The following is a 17725-nucleotide window of genomic DNA, read 5'->3' on the forward strand; positions in this document are numbered from 1 at the left end:
TTTTTGCTGTGGTTCTGCTGGGAACCGGCACTCGCCGTGCCGCGTCCAAGGCACATGCGACGAGGACTTGTCACGATGGTTCTGATGGTCGGTGCCGTGACGACACTGTCCGGGTGCGGCACGGCACAGAGCAGTCCTCCGGGCGCGACGTCCTCTCCGAGCTCCTCGTCGACGGGGTCGGCGTCGGGCAGCCCCGTGGTGGACCTCAGCCGCGAGGTCGTCGCGCGCGGCATGCTTATGCAGGCAGGCAGTGCGGGTTCCGTCCAGCTCTGCATCGGCCCGATGCTCGCCATACACCCCCCGCAATGCGGCGGACCCGAGATCGTCGGGGAGGTCGACTGGCACGCCGTGGGAGCCGAGCGTGCCAACGGTCGCATCTGGAGTTCCGGCGAGGTGTGGGCGATCGGACGCTTCGCTCCCCGCGACGGGAAACTGGGCACGTTCACCCTCACCCGGCCGCTCCAGCAGGATCCACCATCGGGGATGAGTCAACCCTCTGCTCCGGTCGACTTCCCGCAGCTCTGTGACGACCCGTTCGCCGGTGGTGGCAGTAGGAGCGACCCTCAAACGGACACCAATGCGCTCACCGCCCTTCTGCCCACCCTCGACGGCTATGTCAGCTCGTGGGTGTCGGACGGGTCGTCCCTCTTCAACGTTCTCGTGACCGGAGATGCTGCCGTCGCCCACAGCGAGATCCGCAGGGTCTGGAAGGGCGGGCTGTGCGTCGAGCAGCGCAACCTGCCGATCCAGGCCGACGTCCGGGCAGCGCAGGAGGCTCTGAGCGAGAAGTCCCAGGACCTCGACCTGCACACCATCGGTGGTGGCCCGGACGGCACGCTCGACGTCGAGGCCACCTTCGTCGACGCGACCACACGGACACAGATCCTCGAGATCGTGCGCCCCTGGCTCTCTCCGGAGCACGTGCGCATCACGAGCGCCATCCAGCCCCTGACCCAGTGACCACGGGACCCGACCGATCGTCGCGGCGAACCGACCGGTGAGGCTCCCGGGACGGCCCGCTCGGCGACGCTGACCCTGCCTTGGGTGACTACCTGGGCGTAACCGCGCAACGTCGAACCGGTCAGCACAACGCCGTCTGATCGGAGAGATTTCCATGGTCCAGCAGCAACGTCCGGAGCGCTCTGGAGCGCAGCTCAACCGCCGAGCGTTCGTCGCCGGTGTCGGAGGGGCCGCCGGCCTCGCGGCCTTCGCCACCCATGCGGGGGGCGAAGCTGCGAGCCGGAGCCACGCCCGGTGCCGCGCGAGCCGCGAGCGCCGCAGGCCCGGTCGACCCGCTGAGCCTGCTCAAGAAGATGATCAGCTTCGACACCCAGAACTTCGGCGAGGGCGGCAAGACCCGCCCCCACTCCGAGTGGCTCAAGTCCGTGTGGGAGGACGCCGGCGTGCCGGCCGAGATCATCCCCACGCCACAGCCCGACAACGTCCACCTCATCGCCCGGATCCCCGCCAGGGCCGGCTCGACGCAGAAGCCGCTGCTCCTGCTCGGCCACTCCGACGTCGTCCCGGTCGAGCGCGAGAACTGGAGCGTCGACCCCTTCGCCGGGACCGTCAAGGACGGTGAGGTCTATGGCCGCGGAGCCCTCGACATGAAGGGCGCGAACGCCGCCTCCATCGCCGCCCTGCTGCGGCACCTCTCGGAGGGAGCCGAGTTCGACCGCGACATCATCGTCCTCACCGACTGCGACGAGGAGGCGGGCAGCTACGGCTCTGGCTGGCTCACCCAGAACCACTGGGACAAGGTCGACTGCGGCATGGTCCTCACGGAGGGCGGCTGGTTCCTCGCCCAGTCCGACAGGACCACGCCGATGCTCATCACGGTGACCCGCCAGGACAAGGTCTACTTCAACCTCGACCTGCGGGCCCGCGGCACGGCGACCCACTCGAGCAAGCCGATGCCGGACTCGGCGATCGTCGGCCTGTCGCGCGCCGTCGCCGACCTGGGCGACTTCAAGGCGCCCGTGCACCTCACCGCGGTGACCCGGGCCTACTTCGAGGCCCTCGCCCGCGCCACCGACGACCGCAAGCTCGCGAGCGCCCTACGTCTCATGCTCAAGGCACGCAGCCAGCGCTCCCTCGAGCGTGCGGCGGCCCTCGTCGTCAAGCTCTCCGACTACCCCTACCTGCATGCCGCCCTGCTGCGGACGACGATGGCGTTCGTCATCGAGGACGCTGGCTACAAGGAGAACGTCATCCCGTCCGAGGCGCACGTGCGGGTCAACTGCCGCGGGATCCCCGGCGGGCAGAAGCCGCGCGACTTCCTCGCAAGCATCCGCTCGCTCATGGACGAGCGTGACATCGAGGTGACGGTTGCGGGAGCGGCCGGCGAGACCGAGGAGCAGACCCTCGCTGCCCTCGACAAGCGGTGGGCCACTCCGCCAGCTGACGTGAACACGGCCTTGTACCAGGGGATCTCGCAGGCTTCCGTCAAGACCTACCCCGGGGCCGTCTTCACTCCGGCACTCTTCGAGGCGGGCACGAGCCTGGGGCCGTGGCGCGAGAAGGGCATCCCCGGCTACGGCGTCTACCCCTACGTCATCGACAACGACCAGCTCATCGGCATGCACGGCAACGACGAGCGCATCTTCGTCGAGGCCCTCGCCACGGGGACGGACTTCATGTACGAGGTGTTCGCGCGCTTCCGCGCCTGAGCGACGCCCTCAACACCTGGGTATGCCGTGGGGCACCGTTCACGAGAACGGTGCCCCACGGCATACGCAAAGTTGGTCCGGCAGCGTCAGGGCACCTGCGGGTCCCTGCCGTCGGCGGTCTCGAGGGGTTTGCCCGCGGCGTGCCACGCCCGCATGCCACCGTCGAGGTTCGCGACGTCGTAGCCCTGCTGCTCCAGCCACGGCAGGACCCGGGTGACCCGGCCTCCGCTGCGGCAGGTGACGATGACGGCCTCCTCGCGCTCGAGGAACGGCGCGAGCTCGTCGACCCGGGCGGGCAGCTCGCTCATCGGGATGTGCAGGGCACCGGGCGCGTGGCCGCGGTCCCACTCGTCCTGCTCGCGGATGTCGAGGAGCACCGCGTCGTCAGCGAGGTCGGCCACCTGGATCTGGGAGAAGTCGCTCATGCCATGACGCTAACCCAGACCCAGGGGCCGCTCATCAGCCGCTGTGGGTCTCGGAGGCGATGGTGTCGGCGATCTTCTGCTCGTCGGTGCGGACGGTCCGGCTCGAGCGCAGCTGCGGCACCGGGGCTGCCTGCACCTCCTGGAGTCCGCGCACCCCGTCCTCGAGGACGAACGTGGCACGGGTGAACGCCTCGGCGCCGGGGGTCGTGACCCTGTCCACGCAGCGGAAGCGGGCCGTCATCTCGGTCGGGGTGATCGTCGTCGAGACGTAGCCGCGCAGGTTCGTCCAGAAGCGCAGGTTGGGGTTCCACTCGGCCCAGGGGTGCGTCCCGTCGGGTTCGTCGTAGCCGTCGCCACCCGAGGTGATCGACGACGTGATGAGCTCGGAGCCGACCGGTTCGGTGCTCGCCGCCTCGTCGTAGTCGAGGTAGAGGTCGCTGGCCCAGTGCGCGTGCACGTCGCCGGTGAGGACGACCGGGTTGCGGACCTCGGCATCGACCCAGCCCTGCGTGATCCGCTGGCGCGAGGCGCGGTAGCCGTCCCAGGCGTCCATCCCCACGGTGGTGGTCGCCGGGTCCGGGTTGTTGTCGCGGCGGCCGAAGAACACCTGCTGGCCCATGATGTCCCAGCGGGCGCGGGAGTCGCGGAAGCCGTCGAGCAGCCACTTCTCCTGCTCGAACCCGGGCAGGGAGCGCGTCGGGTCATCAGCCTCGGGGCAGTTCTTGTAGCCGTCGCCGCACGCCTGGTTGGACCGGTACTGCCGGGTGTCGAGCATGTGGAACGTCGCCAGGTCACCCCAGCCGCTGCGACGGTAGAGGTCGAGGTCCGGGCCTGCGGGCACCGACCGGCGGCGGAGCGGCATGTTCTCGTAGTACGCCCGGTATGCCGCGGCGCGCCGGTCGAGGAAGCCGGGTTGCTCGACGGGGCGGTCCGCGAGGTCGTCGGCGTAGTTGTTGTCGACCTCGTGGTCGTCCCACACGACGAGCCACGGCGCGACGGCGTGCGCCTCCTGCAGGTCGAGGTCGGTCTTGTACTGGGCGTGCCGCTGCCGGTAGCCGGCGAGGGTCTTGGTCTCCGGGCCGGCGTGCTGGCGGCCGATGCCGGTGCCCGCGCCCTCGTACTGGTAGTCGCCGAGGTGCAGGACGATGTCTGGACGCTCCTCCGCCATCCGCCGGTAGGCCGTGAAGTGGCCGGCGGGCAGGTTCGAGCACGAGACGAACGCCATCTCGAGCGGGGACGGCGAGCTCCCGAGCGCCGGTGTGGTGAGGGCACGTCCCGAGCGGGAGAGGTGGGGCCCGAGCCGGAACCGGTACCAGTACTCCCGGCCCGGCCTCAGCCCGGCGACCTCGACATGGACCGAGTGCCCCCAGGCGGGTGAGGCCGTGGTCGACCCGGCTCGCACGACGTCGGTGAAACCCTCGTCCGTCGCCACCTGCCAGTTCAGGCGGTAGGTCGAGGACGGCATACCTCCCAGTCCGTCCGCGGCAAGCGGCTCCAGGGCCAGGCGGGTCCAGATGACGAAGCCGTCGGGCTCCGGGTCGCCGCTCGCGACGCCGAGCGTGAACGGGTCCGAGCGCGGGATGACGGCGGCGGCGCTCGGCCGCTGGTCGAGCAGGATGGCGCCGGGGACGAGGGCGGTCGAGCCGACGACGAGGCCGGCGCGGAGGGCAGTGCGACGAGTGGTGTCCATGCCGCCCACCCTCCCGGTCCGTCAGCGACCTGCGGGGGAATCCCACAAAGACATCACGTGAAGTGTCAGCAAGGCACGGGCCTCGGCGTCCGGCCGGGCGCCCAGCGCAGCTCGACCCGACTTTGTGCCGCTCCACCCGAGTTGGCAACCGGGGTGGAGCGCCCCTTTATCGGGTGACCCGATAATGCGGCAGGGGCCGGGGCTCGCTCGGCGGAAGCTACTTGAGGAACTTGCTGGTGCGCCGGTCGGCGAGCGGCTTGCCGCCGGTCTGGCAGGTCGCGCAGTACTGCAGCGACGAGTCCGCGAACGACACCTCGCGCACGACGTCGCCACACTCGGGGCAGGTCTCACCGGTGCGTCCGTGCACCCGCATCCCCTGCCGCTTGGCGTCCTTGAGCTCGGCCGCAGGCTTGCCCGTGGCGGCACCCACCGCAGCGGAGAGCGTGTCGCGCAACGCGGCATACAGGCGTTCGGTCTGCTCGTCGTCGAGCTTCGCGGCCATCGCGAAGGGCGACAGCTTGGCGACGTGCAGGATCTCGTCCGAGTAGGCGTTGCCCACTCCGGCGATGATCGACTGGTCCCGGAGCACGCCCTTGAGCTGGGCGTTGCGCCCCGCGAGGATCTCGCGAAGGGCGGCGAGCGAGAACGCCTCTGCGAGCGGGTCCGGTCCCAGCCGCGCGATCCCCGGCACGTCCGAGGGCGAGGAGACGATGTATGCCGCGAGCGACTTCTTCGTCCCGGCTTCCGTGAGGTCGAAACCGGATCCGTCGGAGAGGCGCACGCGCAGCGCGATCGGCGACTTGCCCGGCCGCAGCCGTGTCGCCGAGAGGGCGTCGGACCAGCGCAGCCATCCGGCCCGGGCGAGGTGGAAGACGAGATGCGTTCCGCCACAGTCGAGGTCGAGGAACTTGCCGTGCCGCGAGACCGCGTCGACGGGCGCGCCGACGAGGGCCTCGGGTGGGGGGTTGAACGTCTTGAGCACCGAGATCGACCCGAGCTCGACGCCCGTCACGGCCAGGTCGGCCGTGCGCGCCCCGAGGAAGTCGACCAGTGCCTGGACCTCGGGCAGCTCGGGCATCGCTTCACACTCCCCACATGTCGGAGGCCTCGAGCGCTCGGGCGCCGGCCTCGGGATCGATCGGGTCACCCTCGACGATAGGGGCAACGAGACGGGACAGGCCGTAGCCGTCGTGGGCACGCACCACGGGAGCGGCGATGTCCTCGGTGTGCGCCGGGGCCAGGTCGTCGTTGGCGACGGGGAGGCCGTGCGAGAGGACCTGCTCGCCGACGCTCAGCTGGCGGATCGCGATCGCCCGCACCGAGTCCGGGCGGCGGGCGGCGAACTCGGTGTAGAGCTTGGGGTCGTTCTGCCCGTCGTCACCGACGAGCAGCCACCGCACGTGCGGCAGCTCGCGGGCGAGGCGCGCGAGGGCCGACCGCTTGTGGTCCTGCCCCGAGCGGAACCAGCCGGAGTGCGTCGGCCCCCAGTCGGTGAGCAGCATCGGGCCCGCCGGGTAGCCGTTGCGCCGGAGGAAGCGGGTGAGCGACGGCGCCGTGTTCCACGCGCCGGTGGAGAGGTAGATGACGGGCATGCCCGGGTGCAGGTCGATGAGCTGGCGATAGAACGTCGCCATGCCGGGCACCGGGCTGCGGGTGCCCTCGGCCCTGACGAAGGTGTTCCAGGCGGCGATGACCGGGCGCGGCAGTGAGGTCGAGAGGACCGTGTCGTCGATGTCGCTGACGAGCCCGAAGGTCTGGCGCGTGCCGATGATGAGCACCGACGCCGTGCGCGTCCGGGCATGTGGCGAGGAGATCTCGACCTGGTGCCAGCCCGGGCTCAGACCGTGGCCGTGGACGGTGAGGTCGACGAGGCCCGAACGGTCGGTGCGGCCGTCGATCTCACGCTCTCCGATACGGAGCGTCACAGGCACGTCGATGGCCGGCGCCGTGACGAACGCCCGCCACCCACGGGTCTCCTCCTCGGCCGACTTCAGCGACTGGACGGAGCCGGCGGCATCGCCCGAGGCGACGCGCATCGGGTCACGCGACATGAGCACCCGGGCAAGGACGCGGACGAACGCGACGCTGCCGTAGCCGGTGTGCGGGACGATCTTCGTGCCCCAACCGCGCTCACGCAGCGTGTCGCTCTTGCGACGGTTCCACGCGTCCTCCAGGAGAGCGGCGAGGTGCGGGCGGGCCATGAGCCGACTCTAGTGCGACCGAACCTCTCAGCCGGTCGAGCCTTCTGCGACACCCGTGACGTTGCGGGCACCACTGGCCCCACGCACCCCGGCGACGACCTGCTCGGCCAGGTCGCGGACCTTGACATTGCGGCTCTGCGAGGACTCCCGCAGCCACTCGAAGGCGGTGTGCTCGTCGATCCCCCGCATCGCCATGAGTGCGCCCTTGGCCTGCTCGATGACCGCTCGGCTCGCCATGGCCTGCTCGAGCTGACCGGCGAGGCGCTGCGCGCCGTCGAGCCGGACCACTGCCACGATCGCGTCGGCGGCGCGGGTCGCGGCGACTCGTGCCACCGACGCCTCGAAGCTGTCGAAGGCCTGCACCTCGCTGCCATACAGGTTGAGGGCTCCGACGCACTCCCCGTCACTCACGAGCGGCAGGGCCATGAGCGACCTCATCCCGTCGTCTCGGACGGCTTCGGCGAACCGGGGCCATCGCTCGTCGGCCTCCCCCAGCGACGCCACGACCTCGGTCTTCGTGCGGGCGGCCTCGAGGCAGGGACCCTCGTCCAGCTGGTACTGCACCGCATCGATCTCGAGGGTCGTCACCGTCGTGTAGGCCGCCGTGCTGGCGCGTCCGTCCACTAGAAGCGTGATGCCGACCTCGTCACAGCCCGTGACGATCCGACGCACGGAGTGCACGACCCGGTCGAGGTAGTCCTGGACCCCGTCCACGGACGACAGCACCCCGGAGACTTCGAGGAGCATCTCCTCGTGGGGGTGGGTACTCATGTCGATGTCGGTCAAGGCATCCTCCTCTGACAGGGCCGACATCAGTATGACTCCAACAGATCGCCCACAGCGAGGATGTGCCAGTGAGCGAGGACTATGTCGTGGACGCCTTCGGCGCGCGGTGGTCCCTCGACACCGGCGCACTCGGCGCCGACGAGCGGGAGCGGCTCCACCTCCTCTGGGCACGCTGCTGCGTCCTCGATGCGCGGGCGCAGGATGCGGGCGTCGAGCCCTTCGTGGTGACCGACGGCAACCCGTATGCCGTGTCACGCGCCCTCACGCTGGCCTCGCTCAAGCGTCGTCGCGGGTCGGCGGTGCTGCTGCACGCGGCCGGGCTGAGCCGGGGCGAGCGCGCCGTCGCCCTCGTGGGCCCCTCGGGAGCCGGCAAGTCGACGGCATCACGGGTGCTGGGTGCTCACTTCGGCTACCTGTCGGACGAGACCGTGGCGGTCGAGGCCGACGGTCGGGTCGCGGCCTACCCGAAGCCGGTCTCGGTCGTCACCGATCCGGAGGCGCCGTGGGACAAGAGTGAGTGGAGTCCTGACGAGCTGGGGCTGCGCAAGGCGAGCGACCCGGCATACCTCACCGCTGTCGTCGTCCTGGAGCGCGACCCCACGCGGACGGTGCCGGAGCTCGCTGCGCTGCCGCTAATCGACGCGCTCCTGGCCGTCATCGCACAGTCCTCGTCGCTGCCCGCGCTGGACCGGCCACTGCACCGGTTGGCCGAGGTCGCCAGCGGATCGGGTGGCCCATATGTGTTGCGCTACAGCGAGATCGGCGACTGCGTCGACCTCCTGAGAGCGCTCCTCGACGGTGACCTCGATAACGAACGACCTCCGTGGACCTCCACCTCCCCCGTGGGTTTCTCGCCCAATTCCCCCGAAAGTCACCAACACGCCGTGGTGCGAGCCCCTTGGCGCGACGCGGTCACCGGGGAGGGTGGGACGCTCGTGCTCGTCGACGAGACTCCCGTCCGGCTCGGTCCCGTCGGCGAGGTCCTGTGGCGAGCCGCTGCCGCTCCCCTCTCACGAGCTGATGCGTGTGCCGCCGTGGTCACCGAGCTGGGCGAGCACCCGGATGCGGGCCGGGCCGTCGACGACGGGGTCGCGCTGCTCCTCGAGCTCGGCCTGCTCGAGCCAGCTACTGCACCGTAGGTGGGGTGATCGCCCCACCTACGGTGCAGTAGGAGGCGCTGTCAGCCGGAGGTTCGAGCAGGCAGCAGGCAGACCTCGTTGCCGGAGGGGTCCAGGCAGACCCGCCAGGGCAGCTCCCCCCAGTCGTGCGCGCGCTCGCGCCCACCGAGCTCGACGAGCCGACCGAAGGCGTCGTCGAGGTCCTCGCCCGCCTCGAGCCGCAGGTCGAGGTGCACGCGGTTCTTGGCCCCGGCGACCTTGGCCCGGCGCTGGGGGCACAGCTCGAGCAGCGGCCCACGCCCGCTGGGGTGACGCAGCGCTCCCGGCATCGCGCTGTCCGTCGGCACCCAGCCGGACAGCTCCGACCAGAAGCGGAGGTCGCGCTCGACGTCGGCGCTCTCGAGCGGCAACGACGACAGCGGGCCCGACACGGCATACTCCGCCCGGTCCTCCATGACGCAGAACGGGTTGCCCTCCGGGTCCGCGAGCACCACCCACGGCACGTCGCGCTGCCCGAGGTCGAGGTGGCGGGCGCCGAGGGCGAGCGCCCGCTCGACAACCCGAGCCTGCCCGGCCGGCGCTCCTCCGAAGACCTCGAGGTGGAGCCTCGGATCCGGCGTCGGCGCCTCGTGCACCTGCTCGAAGCACAGGTCGAGCGTGGGCCCGTCCGGCACGGTCAGCCGCGTCTCGAAGTTGCCCGTGTCGCCAGGACCACCCGGGTCGTCGGTGAGGGTCGTGCAGCCCAGCAGCGACTCCCAGAAGCGGCCGAGCCGTTGTGGGTCCTGCGCATCGACGACGACGTTCTCGAGATACATGCCCCCTTGCCTACCGCGCCGTCGGCTGGTCGACAAGCCGTCATCCCGTGTTCACCGCAGCGTCCGGTGATGGGCCCGCGCGCTCCATAGCGTCGTCCCTCGGCACACCGGCTGAAGGTTTCCGTGCCGCTCCCTGGACGAAGGATCTGAACGTGACCACTCCCGCCCGCCTGCTCCCCCTGTTCACCCGCTCCCATCAGGGTGGACGCAGCTCGATGACCTGCAAGTACCGCTGCGGCGACGCCTGCGACCAGCCCGTGCCCAACACCTCCGACAACGAGTACTTCGGCGACATCGTCGCCGCGGGCGTCTCCCGCCGGGCCGCCCTGCGCGCCGGCGGTGCCGGCGCCGCGGTGGTCGGGCTCACGGCGTGGGGTATGCCGTCCGTCGCTGCCGCTGCTCCCGCGCCTGCCGCCTCGGGCAAGCCGGGCAAGGCCGGCAAGGCCGGCAAGGGCAGCGCTCTCGGCTTCACCGGCATCGCGCCGACTCCCTCGACCGTCGACGCGGTCAAGGTCCCCGAGGGCTTCGACTGGGCGCCGATCATCTCGTGGGGTGACCCGCTGTTCGCGGGCACGCCGGCGTTCGACTTCGACAACCAGACGGCGGCCGCCCAGCGTGAGCAGGCCGGCTACAACGCGGACTACACGCAGTTCATGCAGGGTGGCGCGGGCAACAAGGGCGCCCACAAGGGCCTGCTCGCCTTCAACAACGAGTACACCAACGACGAGCTGATGTTCCGTGGCGTGAAGTCGTCGGCCGACCTCACCGACGAGCAGCTCGAGATCGTCCTCGCCGCCCACGGCGTGACGATCACCGAGGTCGCCCGCCGCAACGCGAGCTCGCCGTGGCGCTGGGTGCAGGGTGGCAGGCGCAACCGTCGCCTCCACACCGACACCCCGTTCGCGGTCGACGGCCCGGCCGCCGGGTCGGTGCACCTCCGGACGAGCGAGGACCCGACCGGCGAGCTCGTTCTCGGCACCCTCAACAACTGCGCCGGCGGTGAGACCCCGTGGGGCACCTACCTGTCCGGCGAGGAGAACTTCAACCAGTACTTCAACTCCACCGGCGCCCCCGACACCGAGGGCAAGCTCAAGCGGTACGGCATCACGTCGTCGGGCCGTGGCTGGGAGCGCGTCCGCGACCGCTTCCAGGTCATCACGGAGCCCAACGAGGTCAACCGCTTCGGCTGGATCGTCGAGATCGACCCCGAGGACCCCACGTCCACGCCGGTCAAGCACACGGCGCTCGGTCGGTTCAAGCACGAGGGCGCCACGGTGACGCTCACCGCGGACGGTCGCGTCGCGGCATACATGGGTGACGACGAGCGCTTCGACTACATCTACAAGTTCCTCTCGAAGGGGAAGTACAAGGCGAGCGACAAGAAGCACAACCTCACGCTGCTCTCCGAGGGTGACCTCTACGTCGCCAAGCTCGACGGCGACGGCGCTGCTGACGGTGAGTACGACGGCACGGGCCAGTGGCTGCCGCTCGTCGTCGGCGGTGTCTCCAAGGTCCCCGGCTACTCCGTCGAGGAGGTCCTGATCTGGACGCGCCTCGCGGCCGACAAGGTCGGGCCGACCAAGATGGACCGTCCCGAGGACGTGCAGCCCAACCCGGTCAACGGCCGCATCTATGCCGCGATGACGAACAACACGGCCCGCACCCCCGCCCAGATCGACGAGGCCAACCCGCGTGCGGCCAACAAGCACGGCCACGTCACGGAGTTCACCGAGGCCGGTGGCGACCACGCGGCGCTGACCTTCACCTGGAAGATCGTCCTCGTCGCCGGGAACCCGAGCGACCCGCAGACGTACTTCAACGGCTACGACAAGTCCGAGGTCAGCCCGATCAGCTGCCCCGACAACGTCGCTTTCGACCAGGCCGGCAACCTGTGGATCTCGACCGACGGGATGCCGGGGACGCTCAACTACTGCGACGCGCTCTACGTCATGCCGCTCGAGGGCGCCGACAAGGGCAAGCTGCAGCAGTTCCTCTCGGTGCCCGTCGGTGCGGAGACCTGCGGCCCGACGATCCTGGGTCCGGACTCGGTCATCGTGGCGGTCCAGCACCCGGGCGAGGTCTCCGGCGCCAGCCCCGAGAACGTCGTCTCGCACTTCCCCTACCGCGGCGACGGCCAGCCCCGCCCGTCCGTCATCCACGCCTACCGCCGCCACGGCAAGTAGCCCTCCGCCTCACCCTCCCCGCCTGATCACGGGAACGCAGTGTTCCGCCCGGAACTGTTCCGGGCGGAACACTGCGTTTTCCGGCCCATGAGCCTGCGAGCTGTCGGTCCACAGGTCTAGCGTCAGCGACATGGCAACCACACTGAACCCCTACATCCAGTTCAAGGACAACGCGCGCGAGGCCCTGGAGTTCTACAAGGGCGTCCTCGGTGGCGAGCTCACCCTCAGCACGTTCGGTGACTTCGGTGACTCGGGCGAGGCCAGCGCCGACGGCATCATGCACGGCCAGCTCGAGGCCGGCGGCATGACCCTCATGGCGTCCGACACCCCTCCCGGCATGCCCGGTTCGGAGGGGTCCCAGATCTCGATCAGCCTCTCCGGCGACGACGCGGCCGAGCTCAGGGGCTACTGGGACGGCCTGGCCGACGGCGGCCAGGTCATGATGCCGCTCGAGAAGCAGATGTGGGGCGACGAGTTCGGCGTCCTCACCGACAAGTTCGGCATCTCGTGGATGGTCAACATCGCCGGCGAGCAGGCCGCCTCCGAGTGAGCGGCGTCTTCCCAGGCGCGGGTATGCCGCTTGCCCGCCTCGTCGACGCGACCGACGCTCTCGTAGCCACCCGTTCACGGACGGCGAAGACGGAGCTTCTGGCCGAGGTGCTGCGCGACCTCGGGCCCGACGAGGCGGAGGCGGCGGTCGGCCTGCTCCTGGGGAGGATCCGTCAGGGATCCATCGGACTCGGTTACCGGACGGTCCTCGCGGCGCGTGACGCGGCGACTCCCGCGACCCATGCCCAGCTGAGCATCGGGGACGTCGACGCGGTGCTCGAGACGATCGCCGGTCTCGGTGGTTCGGGCTCGGTGGGGACGCGCAACGCAGCCCTGGCGTCGTTGTTCGAGAGGGCAACGGTCGTGGAGCAGGACTACCTCGTCCGGGCCCTGACCGGTGAGATGCGCACGGGCGCCCTCGAGGGCGTGCTCACCGACGGGCTGGCCCGAGCGGTGGGACTGCCATTGGCCGACGTCCGACGGGCGGTGATGCTCAGTGGTTCGTTGTCCGGGACGGTCAAGCTGGCTCTGGCATCACCCGAGGCCCTGGCTGACGTGGGTCTGGCCGTCCTCACTCCGGTCCAGCCGATGCTGGCCTCGACGGCCGCGGATGTCGCGGCAGCGTTGGCGGTGACGGGTGAGGCCTCGGTGGAGCACAAGCTCGACGGTGCGCGCATCCAGGTGCACCGCAGCGGTTCGGACGTGCGGGTGTTCACCCGGTCCCTGGCCGACATCACCGCCCGAGTGCCCGAGATCGTCGAGGTTGCTCGTGGGCTGCCGGCCGAGTCGATCATCCTCGACGGCGAGACGCTCATGCTCGACGACGACGGGTCGCCACGGCCGTTCCAGGACACGATGAGCCGCTTCGGCTCGGACGAGAAGCGCGCCGACGTGATCCGCGAACAGGTGCTCGCCCCGCGCTTCTTCGACGTCCTGCACGTCGACGGCGAGGACCTCATCGACCGGCCCCTCTCAGAGCGGTTGGCGGTGCTGGGACGGGTGGCGCCGGCATACCGGATCGCTGGTGAGGTGACCACGGATCCCGTTGTCGCAGAGCGCATCGCGGCTGATGCCTTGGCCGCCGGGCACGAAGGTGTCATGGTCAAGGGCGTCGACACGATCTACGCGGCCGGGCGGCGCGGCAAGCACTGGGTCAAGGTCAAGCCGGTGCACACCTACGACCTCGTCGTGCTCGGTGTGGAGCGCGGGTCCGGGCGCCGCAAGGACTGGCTGTCGAACCTGCACCTCGGCGCGCGCGACCCCGAGGGCGAGTTCGGGCCGACGGGTGGGTTCGTCATGGTGGGCAAGACGTTCAAGGGGCTCACCGACGAGCTGCTGCGGTGGCAGACCAAGACGTTCCCGGAGTACGCCGTGAACGACAACGGGTGGGCGCTCATGATGCGGCCCGAGGTCGTCGTCGAGATCGCGATCGACGGGGTGCAGCGTTCCTCGCGCTACCCCGGTGGTGTGGCATTAAGGTTCGCCCGGGTCAAGCGCTACCGCGTCGAGGGTGCTCCCACCGCGACGGCGTCGAGCCCGGTGGCGGGAGCACTCGCGCCAGACCCGAAGCCCGCGTCAGAGGCGGACACCATCCAGTCCCTCCGCGCCCTCCTGCGCCCCTAGAACGCACGCCGAGCCTGTCGGGAGCTGGTTCCACGAACCCACCACTCGCACACCGTCGAGGTGTGACACTTCCTGCGTGAACGACGGGGGGTGCGTGCAGACGATGACGCCGGAGTGGGTGTTCGGTGTCATGTTCCTTTCGGGCCTGGGACTCTTCGCGGCAGCCAGTCTGCTGTGGCTCTTGTTGGCGGCGCCGCGCCTTGAACCCGTGGGACGCCGACACGTACCTGTCCTGGCGCTCTGGATTGCCGCTCCCATGGCGTTCTCCTGGTGGACCCAGTTCGACCTCGATGGCTGGGCCGGCTTGACCAGATCCCTTGCCTGCACCGTCGCGGTGCTCTTGGTCCTGGCGCCATTCGGCGTGCTGATCGAGAAGGAAGGACGCGAGGCCAGACGTGGTCGCGACCTGGTGGGGTGGTGGCGCCGCGCACGCACGGGGGCGCAGGTCCTGGCCGGCATCCTGACCGTGGCCTGCGGCGGAGTTGCCGGATCGATGTTCACCCTGCAGATCCTGAGTCTCCGTCCCTGCTGACTCTCAAACCGCTGAGGGCACCAGCCGGATGACGATGTCTGACGGAGCTCAGCAGCCCGGTTCAGGAGTCGACGGTGAGGAGTCGCCGCACCACGCGACGTCGCAGCGTGGGCGTGGCCACGACCTCGTAGCCCGCCTCGACGAAGACCTGCACCAGCCCGACCGATGCCTCGTCCCAGATCACTGGCCTGCCCGGAGGCGGCTCGATCGGGTAGCCCTCCAGGACGCGGGCGCCGACCTGCTGGCCGTACTCGACGGTGGCCGCAGCGAGCTCGTAGGTCAGCCCGGACTTCCGCCAGCCCTTGCGCACCACGAAGCACGTGACCGACCAGACGCCCTCAAGCTCGGGGTCCATCCGCATCCACGCCTGCTTCCGGCTCCACAGCCTGGGGTAGCTTCTCCCGTGGCTCGACCGCGACCCAGCCGGCCGCCTCACCGTCGACGTAGCCGATCAGTCCAGAGGTGGGCCCCGCGGTGCCACAGGCGGTCTGCTCCAGCAGCGCGACGTCCCTCTGCTCATGCGTGGTGTCGCGCCAGATCCAGCCCGGCACCTTGAACGCCTGGCACCGGCACTTGTGGGCACCACCCGTGGCGAAGACCGCCTCGACGTCCTCCGTCGCTGCTTGGTTGGCCGGGAGCCACGTGAAGTCGGGCATGCGGCGACCCTAGTTGCCAGCCTCCATCCACACCCAGCACTCGAGCTTCAGTCGAGCGCCGGGCGGTAGAGCACCTCGACCCGCGCGATGCGTTCATTGACGACGTCGAGGACAAGGTAGCCCTCCCACCCCAGCTCCTCGTCGTCGTCATCGGGGTACCAGCTGCGGAGCCGGTCCAACGGGTATGCCCCGTCTGGCCGTGGCTCCGTGTAGAAGCTCTGGCAGAAGGCCTCGTCGCAGCCGCACATCTGCAGCACCCGCAGTCCGTCCACCTGGCTCGCGAGCCCGGTCTCGCCGTCGCGGAGAAGTGCGTCCCGGACCTGACCAGCGAGTGCTGGCCACCGCTCGACGAGTCTGGGCGGATCTGTCTCCACAATTGCAGAATACGGACGCAGGGCGCGCGTGCCCGGGGGCCGGGCCGGTTGTCCGGGCGTGCGTCAGCGCTTGAGGAAGTCCTTCATGGCGGTCCTCGCCTCGTCGCTGTTGAAGAGGCGCTCCGAGAAGCTCGGCCATCTCGCCGCCCTGCGCATCGATGTGGGCGAGCAGGTCGCGGTTGAGCAGCCGCTTGGTCTCGCGCAGTCCCTGAGCCGTGCCGCGGGAGAGGTCAGCGACGACGCCGTCCACCTCGGAGGACACGTCCTCCGGCGCGACAACTCGGGAGATGAAGCCCGCCACGAGCGCCTCGGCAGCGGTGATGCGGCGCCCCGACAGGAAGAGCTCGGACGCAGCCCGAGAGGTGAGGCGAGGCAGCAGGGTGAGCGAGATGACCGCCGGCGCCAGACCCAACCTCACCTCCGTCAGCTGCAGGGTGACGTCGTCCGCGGCGACGACGACGTCGGCCGCGCCCACGACGCCCAGACCACCGGCAACGACCGGACCGGCGAGCTCGACCACGACCGGGGTGTCAGCGGCCACGATCCGCCGAAGCATGGCCACGAGGGCAGCCGTAGCACCGCTCTGGCCCTGCGATGCCTCCGACAGGTCGGCGCCGGCGCAGAAGACGCGATGCGCCGAGCGAAGTCGGATGACTCGAACAGCAGGGTCCACGTCGGCCGTCTCGAGATGGGCCGTGAGCTCCGTGACCAGCTGTCGACTGAGGGCGTTGCGGTTGTGCGCACTGTCGAGGGTGATCGTCGCGACGGCATCGTCGACGGACAGGTGGACGAGCTCGGTCATGGTGTTTCCTCTGCAGCGGGTCGGGTACGCACCTTCGAGGGACAGCGAGGAACCCCGAGCGCCCAGCGTGGACCAGAAGTCTCGGGCAATCAAAGCGAACCTTCGTGCGTTGACCTCCAGGAACCTGCTCAGTCCTTGTGAACCCATCCACCACCCGACCCGGCTCCGAAGGAACCCCGTGGCCACCGAAGCACCTTCATTGACGCGCCTCGACGCACCCGACGCCTCCAGCGCGACCATCCTCATGCTCCATGGGGGCAAGCCGAACTCTCGCGAGCTCGTCGACGACCGCAGCGCGTCGTGGCAGCGCACGGCGTGGATGGCGCGTGCTATCGCCGGCCGGGCCCATGCAAGTGGCGCCGACGTGTGGCTGCTGCGCTACCGCCAGCGCGGATGGAACGGCGGCGCCGACCGACTGTCCGACACCCGCTGGGCGCTGGACGAGGTGCGCGCCTCCCACGGCGACCGGCCGGTCATCCTGCTGGGGCACTCGATGGGTGCACGGGTCGCCGTCCATGTCGCCGACGACCCGTCGGTCGTAGGGGTCGTCGGGCTGGCACCGTGGTGGTCGAGGTCGGAACCCGTGAAGACCCTCGCCGGCCGATCCCTCATCGCAGCCCACGGCCGACGTGACCGGCTCACGTCGTTCGCCCAGACACAGCTGTTCGTCGAGCGGGCCCGCTCGGTCGCCGAGCATGCCGAGCTCGTGGACATGGGCCCACGCGGCCACTACATGATCAGCGGTGCGAGCGCGTGGAACGACGTCGCGATCGAGTCCTCGTTGCGCATCCTCACGCCCGTCTGACCCGTCTGACCCGCCTGACCCCGCCCAAGCCTGCCTGAGTGCCAGACTTCAGCCATGACCCGCAGGACGCGCCGCGCCACCGCGGATGACGTGCACGAGGCCGCTCTGGCGATGCCGCACGTGAGTGTGGAGTCGGCCAAGGACAACCCGGTCTACCAGGTGGGCGGCAAGTCGTTCGTCTTCTTCCGCAACCCCCGCAAGGACGCGTTCGACCCCGTGACGGGTGAGCGGTACGACGACGTCATCGTCATCTGGGTCGGCGGCGAGGGCGAGAAGCAGGCACTCGTCCAGGACTCTGACGGCCCGTTCTTCACGACGCCGCACTTCGACGGACACCCCTCCGTGCTCGTGCGCGCAAGCCGGCTCGGGGAGGTGTCGCGCGACGAGATCGTCGAGCTCGTCCAGGAGGCGTGGCTCGCCCAGGCCTCGCGGGGGCGAGCCGACACCTGGCTCGCAGAGCACGGCGTCGGTCCCGGCTGAGGCGGCGCGGGCCCCGC

The 17725-nt window shown here is 70.1% G+C and carries 19 protein-coding genes; 9 read left to right on the forward strand and 10 right to left on the reverse strand.

Annotated features, from left to right (window positions below; genetic code table 11):
- Nucleotides 1-75 precede the first annotated feature (75 nt).
- Nucleotides 76-960 (forward strand): hypothetical protein, encoded by an 885-nt coding sequence (locus ACZZ98_RS07600; protein ID WP_463515664.1) that lies wholly within the window; start codon nucleotides 76-78, stop codon nucleotides 958-960.
- A 257-nt stretch (nucleotides 961-1217) separates the two neighbouring features.
- On the forward strand, nucleotides 1218-2669 hold the full coding sequence (locus tag ACZZ98_RS07605) for a M20/M25/M40 family metallo-hydrolase (RefSeq protein ID WP_463515665.1): 1452 nt from the start codon (nucleotides 1218-1220) through the stop codon (nucleotides 2667-2669).
- An 86-nt stretch (nucleotides 2670-2755) separates the two neighbouring features.
- Here the strand turns inward: ACZZ98_RS07605 and ACZZ98_RS07610 are convergent, their stop codons facing one another.
- From ACZZ98_RS07610 to ACZZ98_RS07630, 5 genes are all read right to left on the reverse strand, one after another.
- Nucleotides 2756-3094: a rhodanese-like domain-containing protein gene (locus ACZZ98_RS07610; protein WP_463515666.1), complete on the reverse strand. Its 339-nt coding sequence runs from the start codon at nucleotides 3092-3094 to the stop codon at nucleotides 2756-2758.
- 34 nt (nucleotides 3095-3128) lie between these two features.
- The gene (locus ACZZ98_RS07615) at nucleotides 3129-4784 is read right to left on the reverse strand and encodes an alkaline phosphatase D family protein (RefSeq protein WP_463515667.1); all 1656 of its coding nucleotides are present in this window, start codon (nucleotides 4782-4784) and stop codon (nucleotides 3129-3131) included.
- A gap of 217 nt (nucleotides 4785-5001) precedes the next feature.
- Entirely contained in the window at nucleotides 5002-5862 is an 861-nt protein-coding gene (locus ACZZ98_RS07620) for an Fpg/Nei family DNA glycosylase (RefSeq protein ID WP_463515668.1), read from the reverse strand.
- A gap of 4 nt (nucleotides 5863-5866) precedes the next feature.
- The gene (locus ACZZ98_RS07625; RefSeq protein WP_463515669.1) at nucleotides 5867-6985 is read right to left on the reverse strand and encodes an App1 family protein; all 1119 of its coding nucleotides are present in this window, start codon (nucleotides 6983-6985) and stop codon (nucleotides 5867-5869) included.
- 27 nt (nucleotides 6986-7012) lie between these two features.
- Entirely contained in the window at nucleotides 7013-7771 is a 759-nt protein-coding gene (locus tag ACZZ98_RS07630; protein ID WP_463515670.1) for a GAF and ANTAR domain-containing protein, read from the reverse strand.
- Nucleotides 7772-7839: 68 nt separating this feature from the next.
- Here ACZZ98_RS07630 and ACZZ98_RS07635 point away from each other — a divergent pair, with 68 nt between their 5' ends.
- Nucleotides 7840-8910, forward strand: coding sequence for a hypothetical protein (locus ACZZ98_RS07635; protein WP_463515671.1), 1071 nt, complete (start codon nucleotides 7840-7842; stop codon nucleotides 8908-8910).
- Nucleotides 8911-8951: 41 nt separating this feature from the next.
- On the opposite strand, the gene ACZZ98_RS07640 is transcribed toward ACZZ98_RS07635, so the two are convergent.
- A complete protein-coding gene (locus tag ACZZ98_RS07640) occupies nucleotides 8952-9704 on the reverse strand; it encodes a VOC family protein (RefSeq protein WP_463515672.1) in 753 nt (250 codons plus the stop codon).
- A gap of 152 nt (nucleotides 9705-9856) precedes the next feature.
- Between ACZZ98_RS07640 and ACZZ98_RS07645 the strand changes: the two genes are divergently transcribed.
- From ACZZ98_RS07645 to ACZZ98_RS07660, 4 genes are all read left to right on the forward strand, one after another.
- Nucleotides 9857-11887 (forward strand): PhoX family protein, encoded by a 2031-nt coding sequence (locus tag ACZZ98_RS07645; protein ID WP_463515673.1) that lies wholly within the window; start codon nucleotides 9857-9859, stop codon nucleotides 11885-11887.
- Between the two features lie 130 nt (nucleotides 11888-12017).
- Nucleotides 12018-12437: a VOC family protein gene (locus ACZZ98_RS07650; protein ID WP_463515674.1), complete on the forward strand. Its 420-nt coding sequence runs from the start codon at nucleotides 12018-12020 to the stop codon at nucleotides 12435-12437.
- Between the two features lie 23 nt (nucleotides 12438-12460).
- The gene (locus ACZZ98_RS07655) at nucleotides 12461-14059 is read left to right on the forward strand and encodes an ATP-dependent DNA ligase (protein WP_463515675.1); all 1599 of its coding nucleotides are present in this window, start codon (nucleotides 12461-12463) and stop codon (nucleotides 14057-14059) included.
- 94 nt (nucleotides 14060-14153) lie between these two features.
- Nucleotides 14154-14591: a hypothetical protein gene (locus ACZZ98_RS07660; RefSeq protein WP_463515676.1), complete on the forward strand. Its 438-nt coding sequence runs from the start codon at nucleotides 14154-14156 to the stop codon at nucleotides 14589-14591.
- A gap of 61 nt (nucleotides 14592-14652) precedes the next feature.
- Here ACZZ98_RS07660 and ACZZ98_RS07665 read toward each other — a convergent pair whose 3' ends face one another.
- The 4 genes from ACZZ98_RS07665 to ACZZ98_RS07680 are packed head-to-tail and all read right to left on the reverse strand — an operon-like array spanning nucleotide 14653 to nucleotide 16423.
- Nucleotides 14653-14952: a hypothetical protein gene (locus ACZZ98_RS07665; protein ID WP_463515677.1), complete on the reverse strand. Its 300-nt coding sequence runs from the start codon at nucleotides 14950-14952 to the stop codon at nucleotides 14653-14655.
- Nucleotides 14930-15247: a hypothetical protein gene (locus tag ACZZ98_RS07670; RefSeq protein WP_463515678.1), complete on the reverse strand. Its 318-nt coding sequence runs from the start codon at nucleotides 15245-15247 to the stop codon at nucleotides 14930-14932. Before ACZZ98_RS07670 ends, ACZZ98_RS07665 begins: the two co-directional genes overlap by 23 nt.
- A 47-nt stretch (nucleotides 15248-15294) precedes the next feature.
- Complete coding sequence (locus ACZZ98_RS07675; protein ID WP_463515679.1) at nucleotides 15295-15426, reverse strand: hypothetical protein; 132 nt, start codon at nucleotides 15424-15426, stop codon at nucleotides 15295-15297.
- Nucleotides 15395-16423 (reverse strand): enoyl-CoA hydratase-related protein, encoded by a 1029-nt coding sequence (locus ACZZ98_RS07680; RefSeq protein ID WP_463515680.1) that lies wholly within the window; start codon nucleotides 16421-16423, stop codon nucleotides 15395-15397. The genes ACZZ98_RS07675 and ACZZ98_RS07680 overlap by 32 nt, the downstream gene beginning before the upstream one ends.
- 178 nt (nucleotides 16424-16601) lie before the next feature.
- Between ACZZ98_RS07680 and ACZZ98_RS07685 the strand changes: the two genes are divergently transcribed.
- Both ACZZ98_RS07685 and ACZZ98_RS07690 read left to right on the forward strand, forming a co-directional pair.
- A complete protein-coding gene (locus ACZZ98_RS07685; protein WP_463515681.1) occupies nucleotides 16602-17228 on the forward strand; it encodes an alpha/beta hydrolase in 627 nt (208 codons plus the stop codon).
- A gap of 54 nt (nucleotides 17229-17282) precedes the next feature.
- Nucleotides 17283-17708, forward strand: coding sequence for an MmcQ/YjbR family DNA-binding protein (locus ACZZ98_RS07690; RefSeq protein WP_463515682.1), 426 nt, complete (start codon nucleotides 17283-17285; stop codon nucleotides 17706-17708).
- Nucleotides 17709-17725: the final 17 nt, after the last annotated feature.

It is taken from the genome of Knoellia sp. AC549, assembly GCF_979258975.1.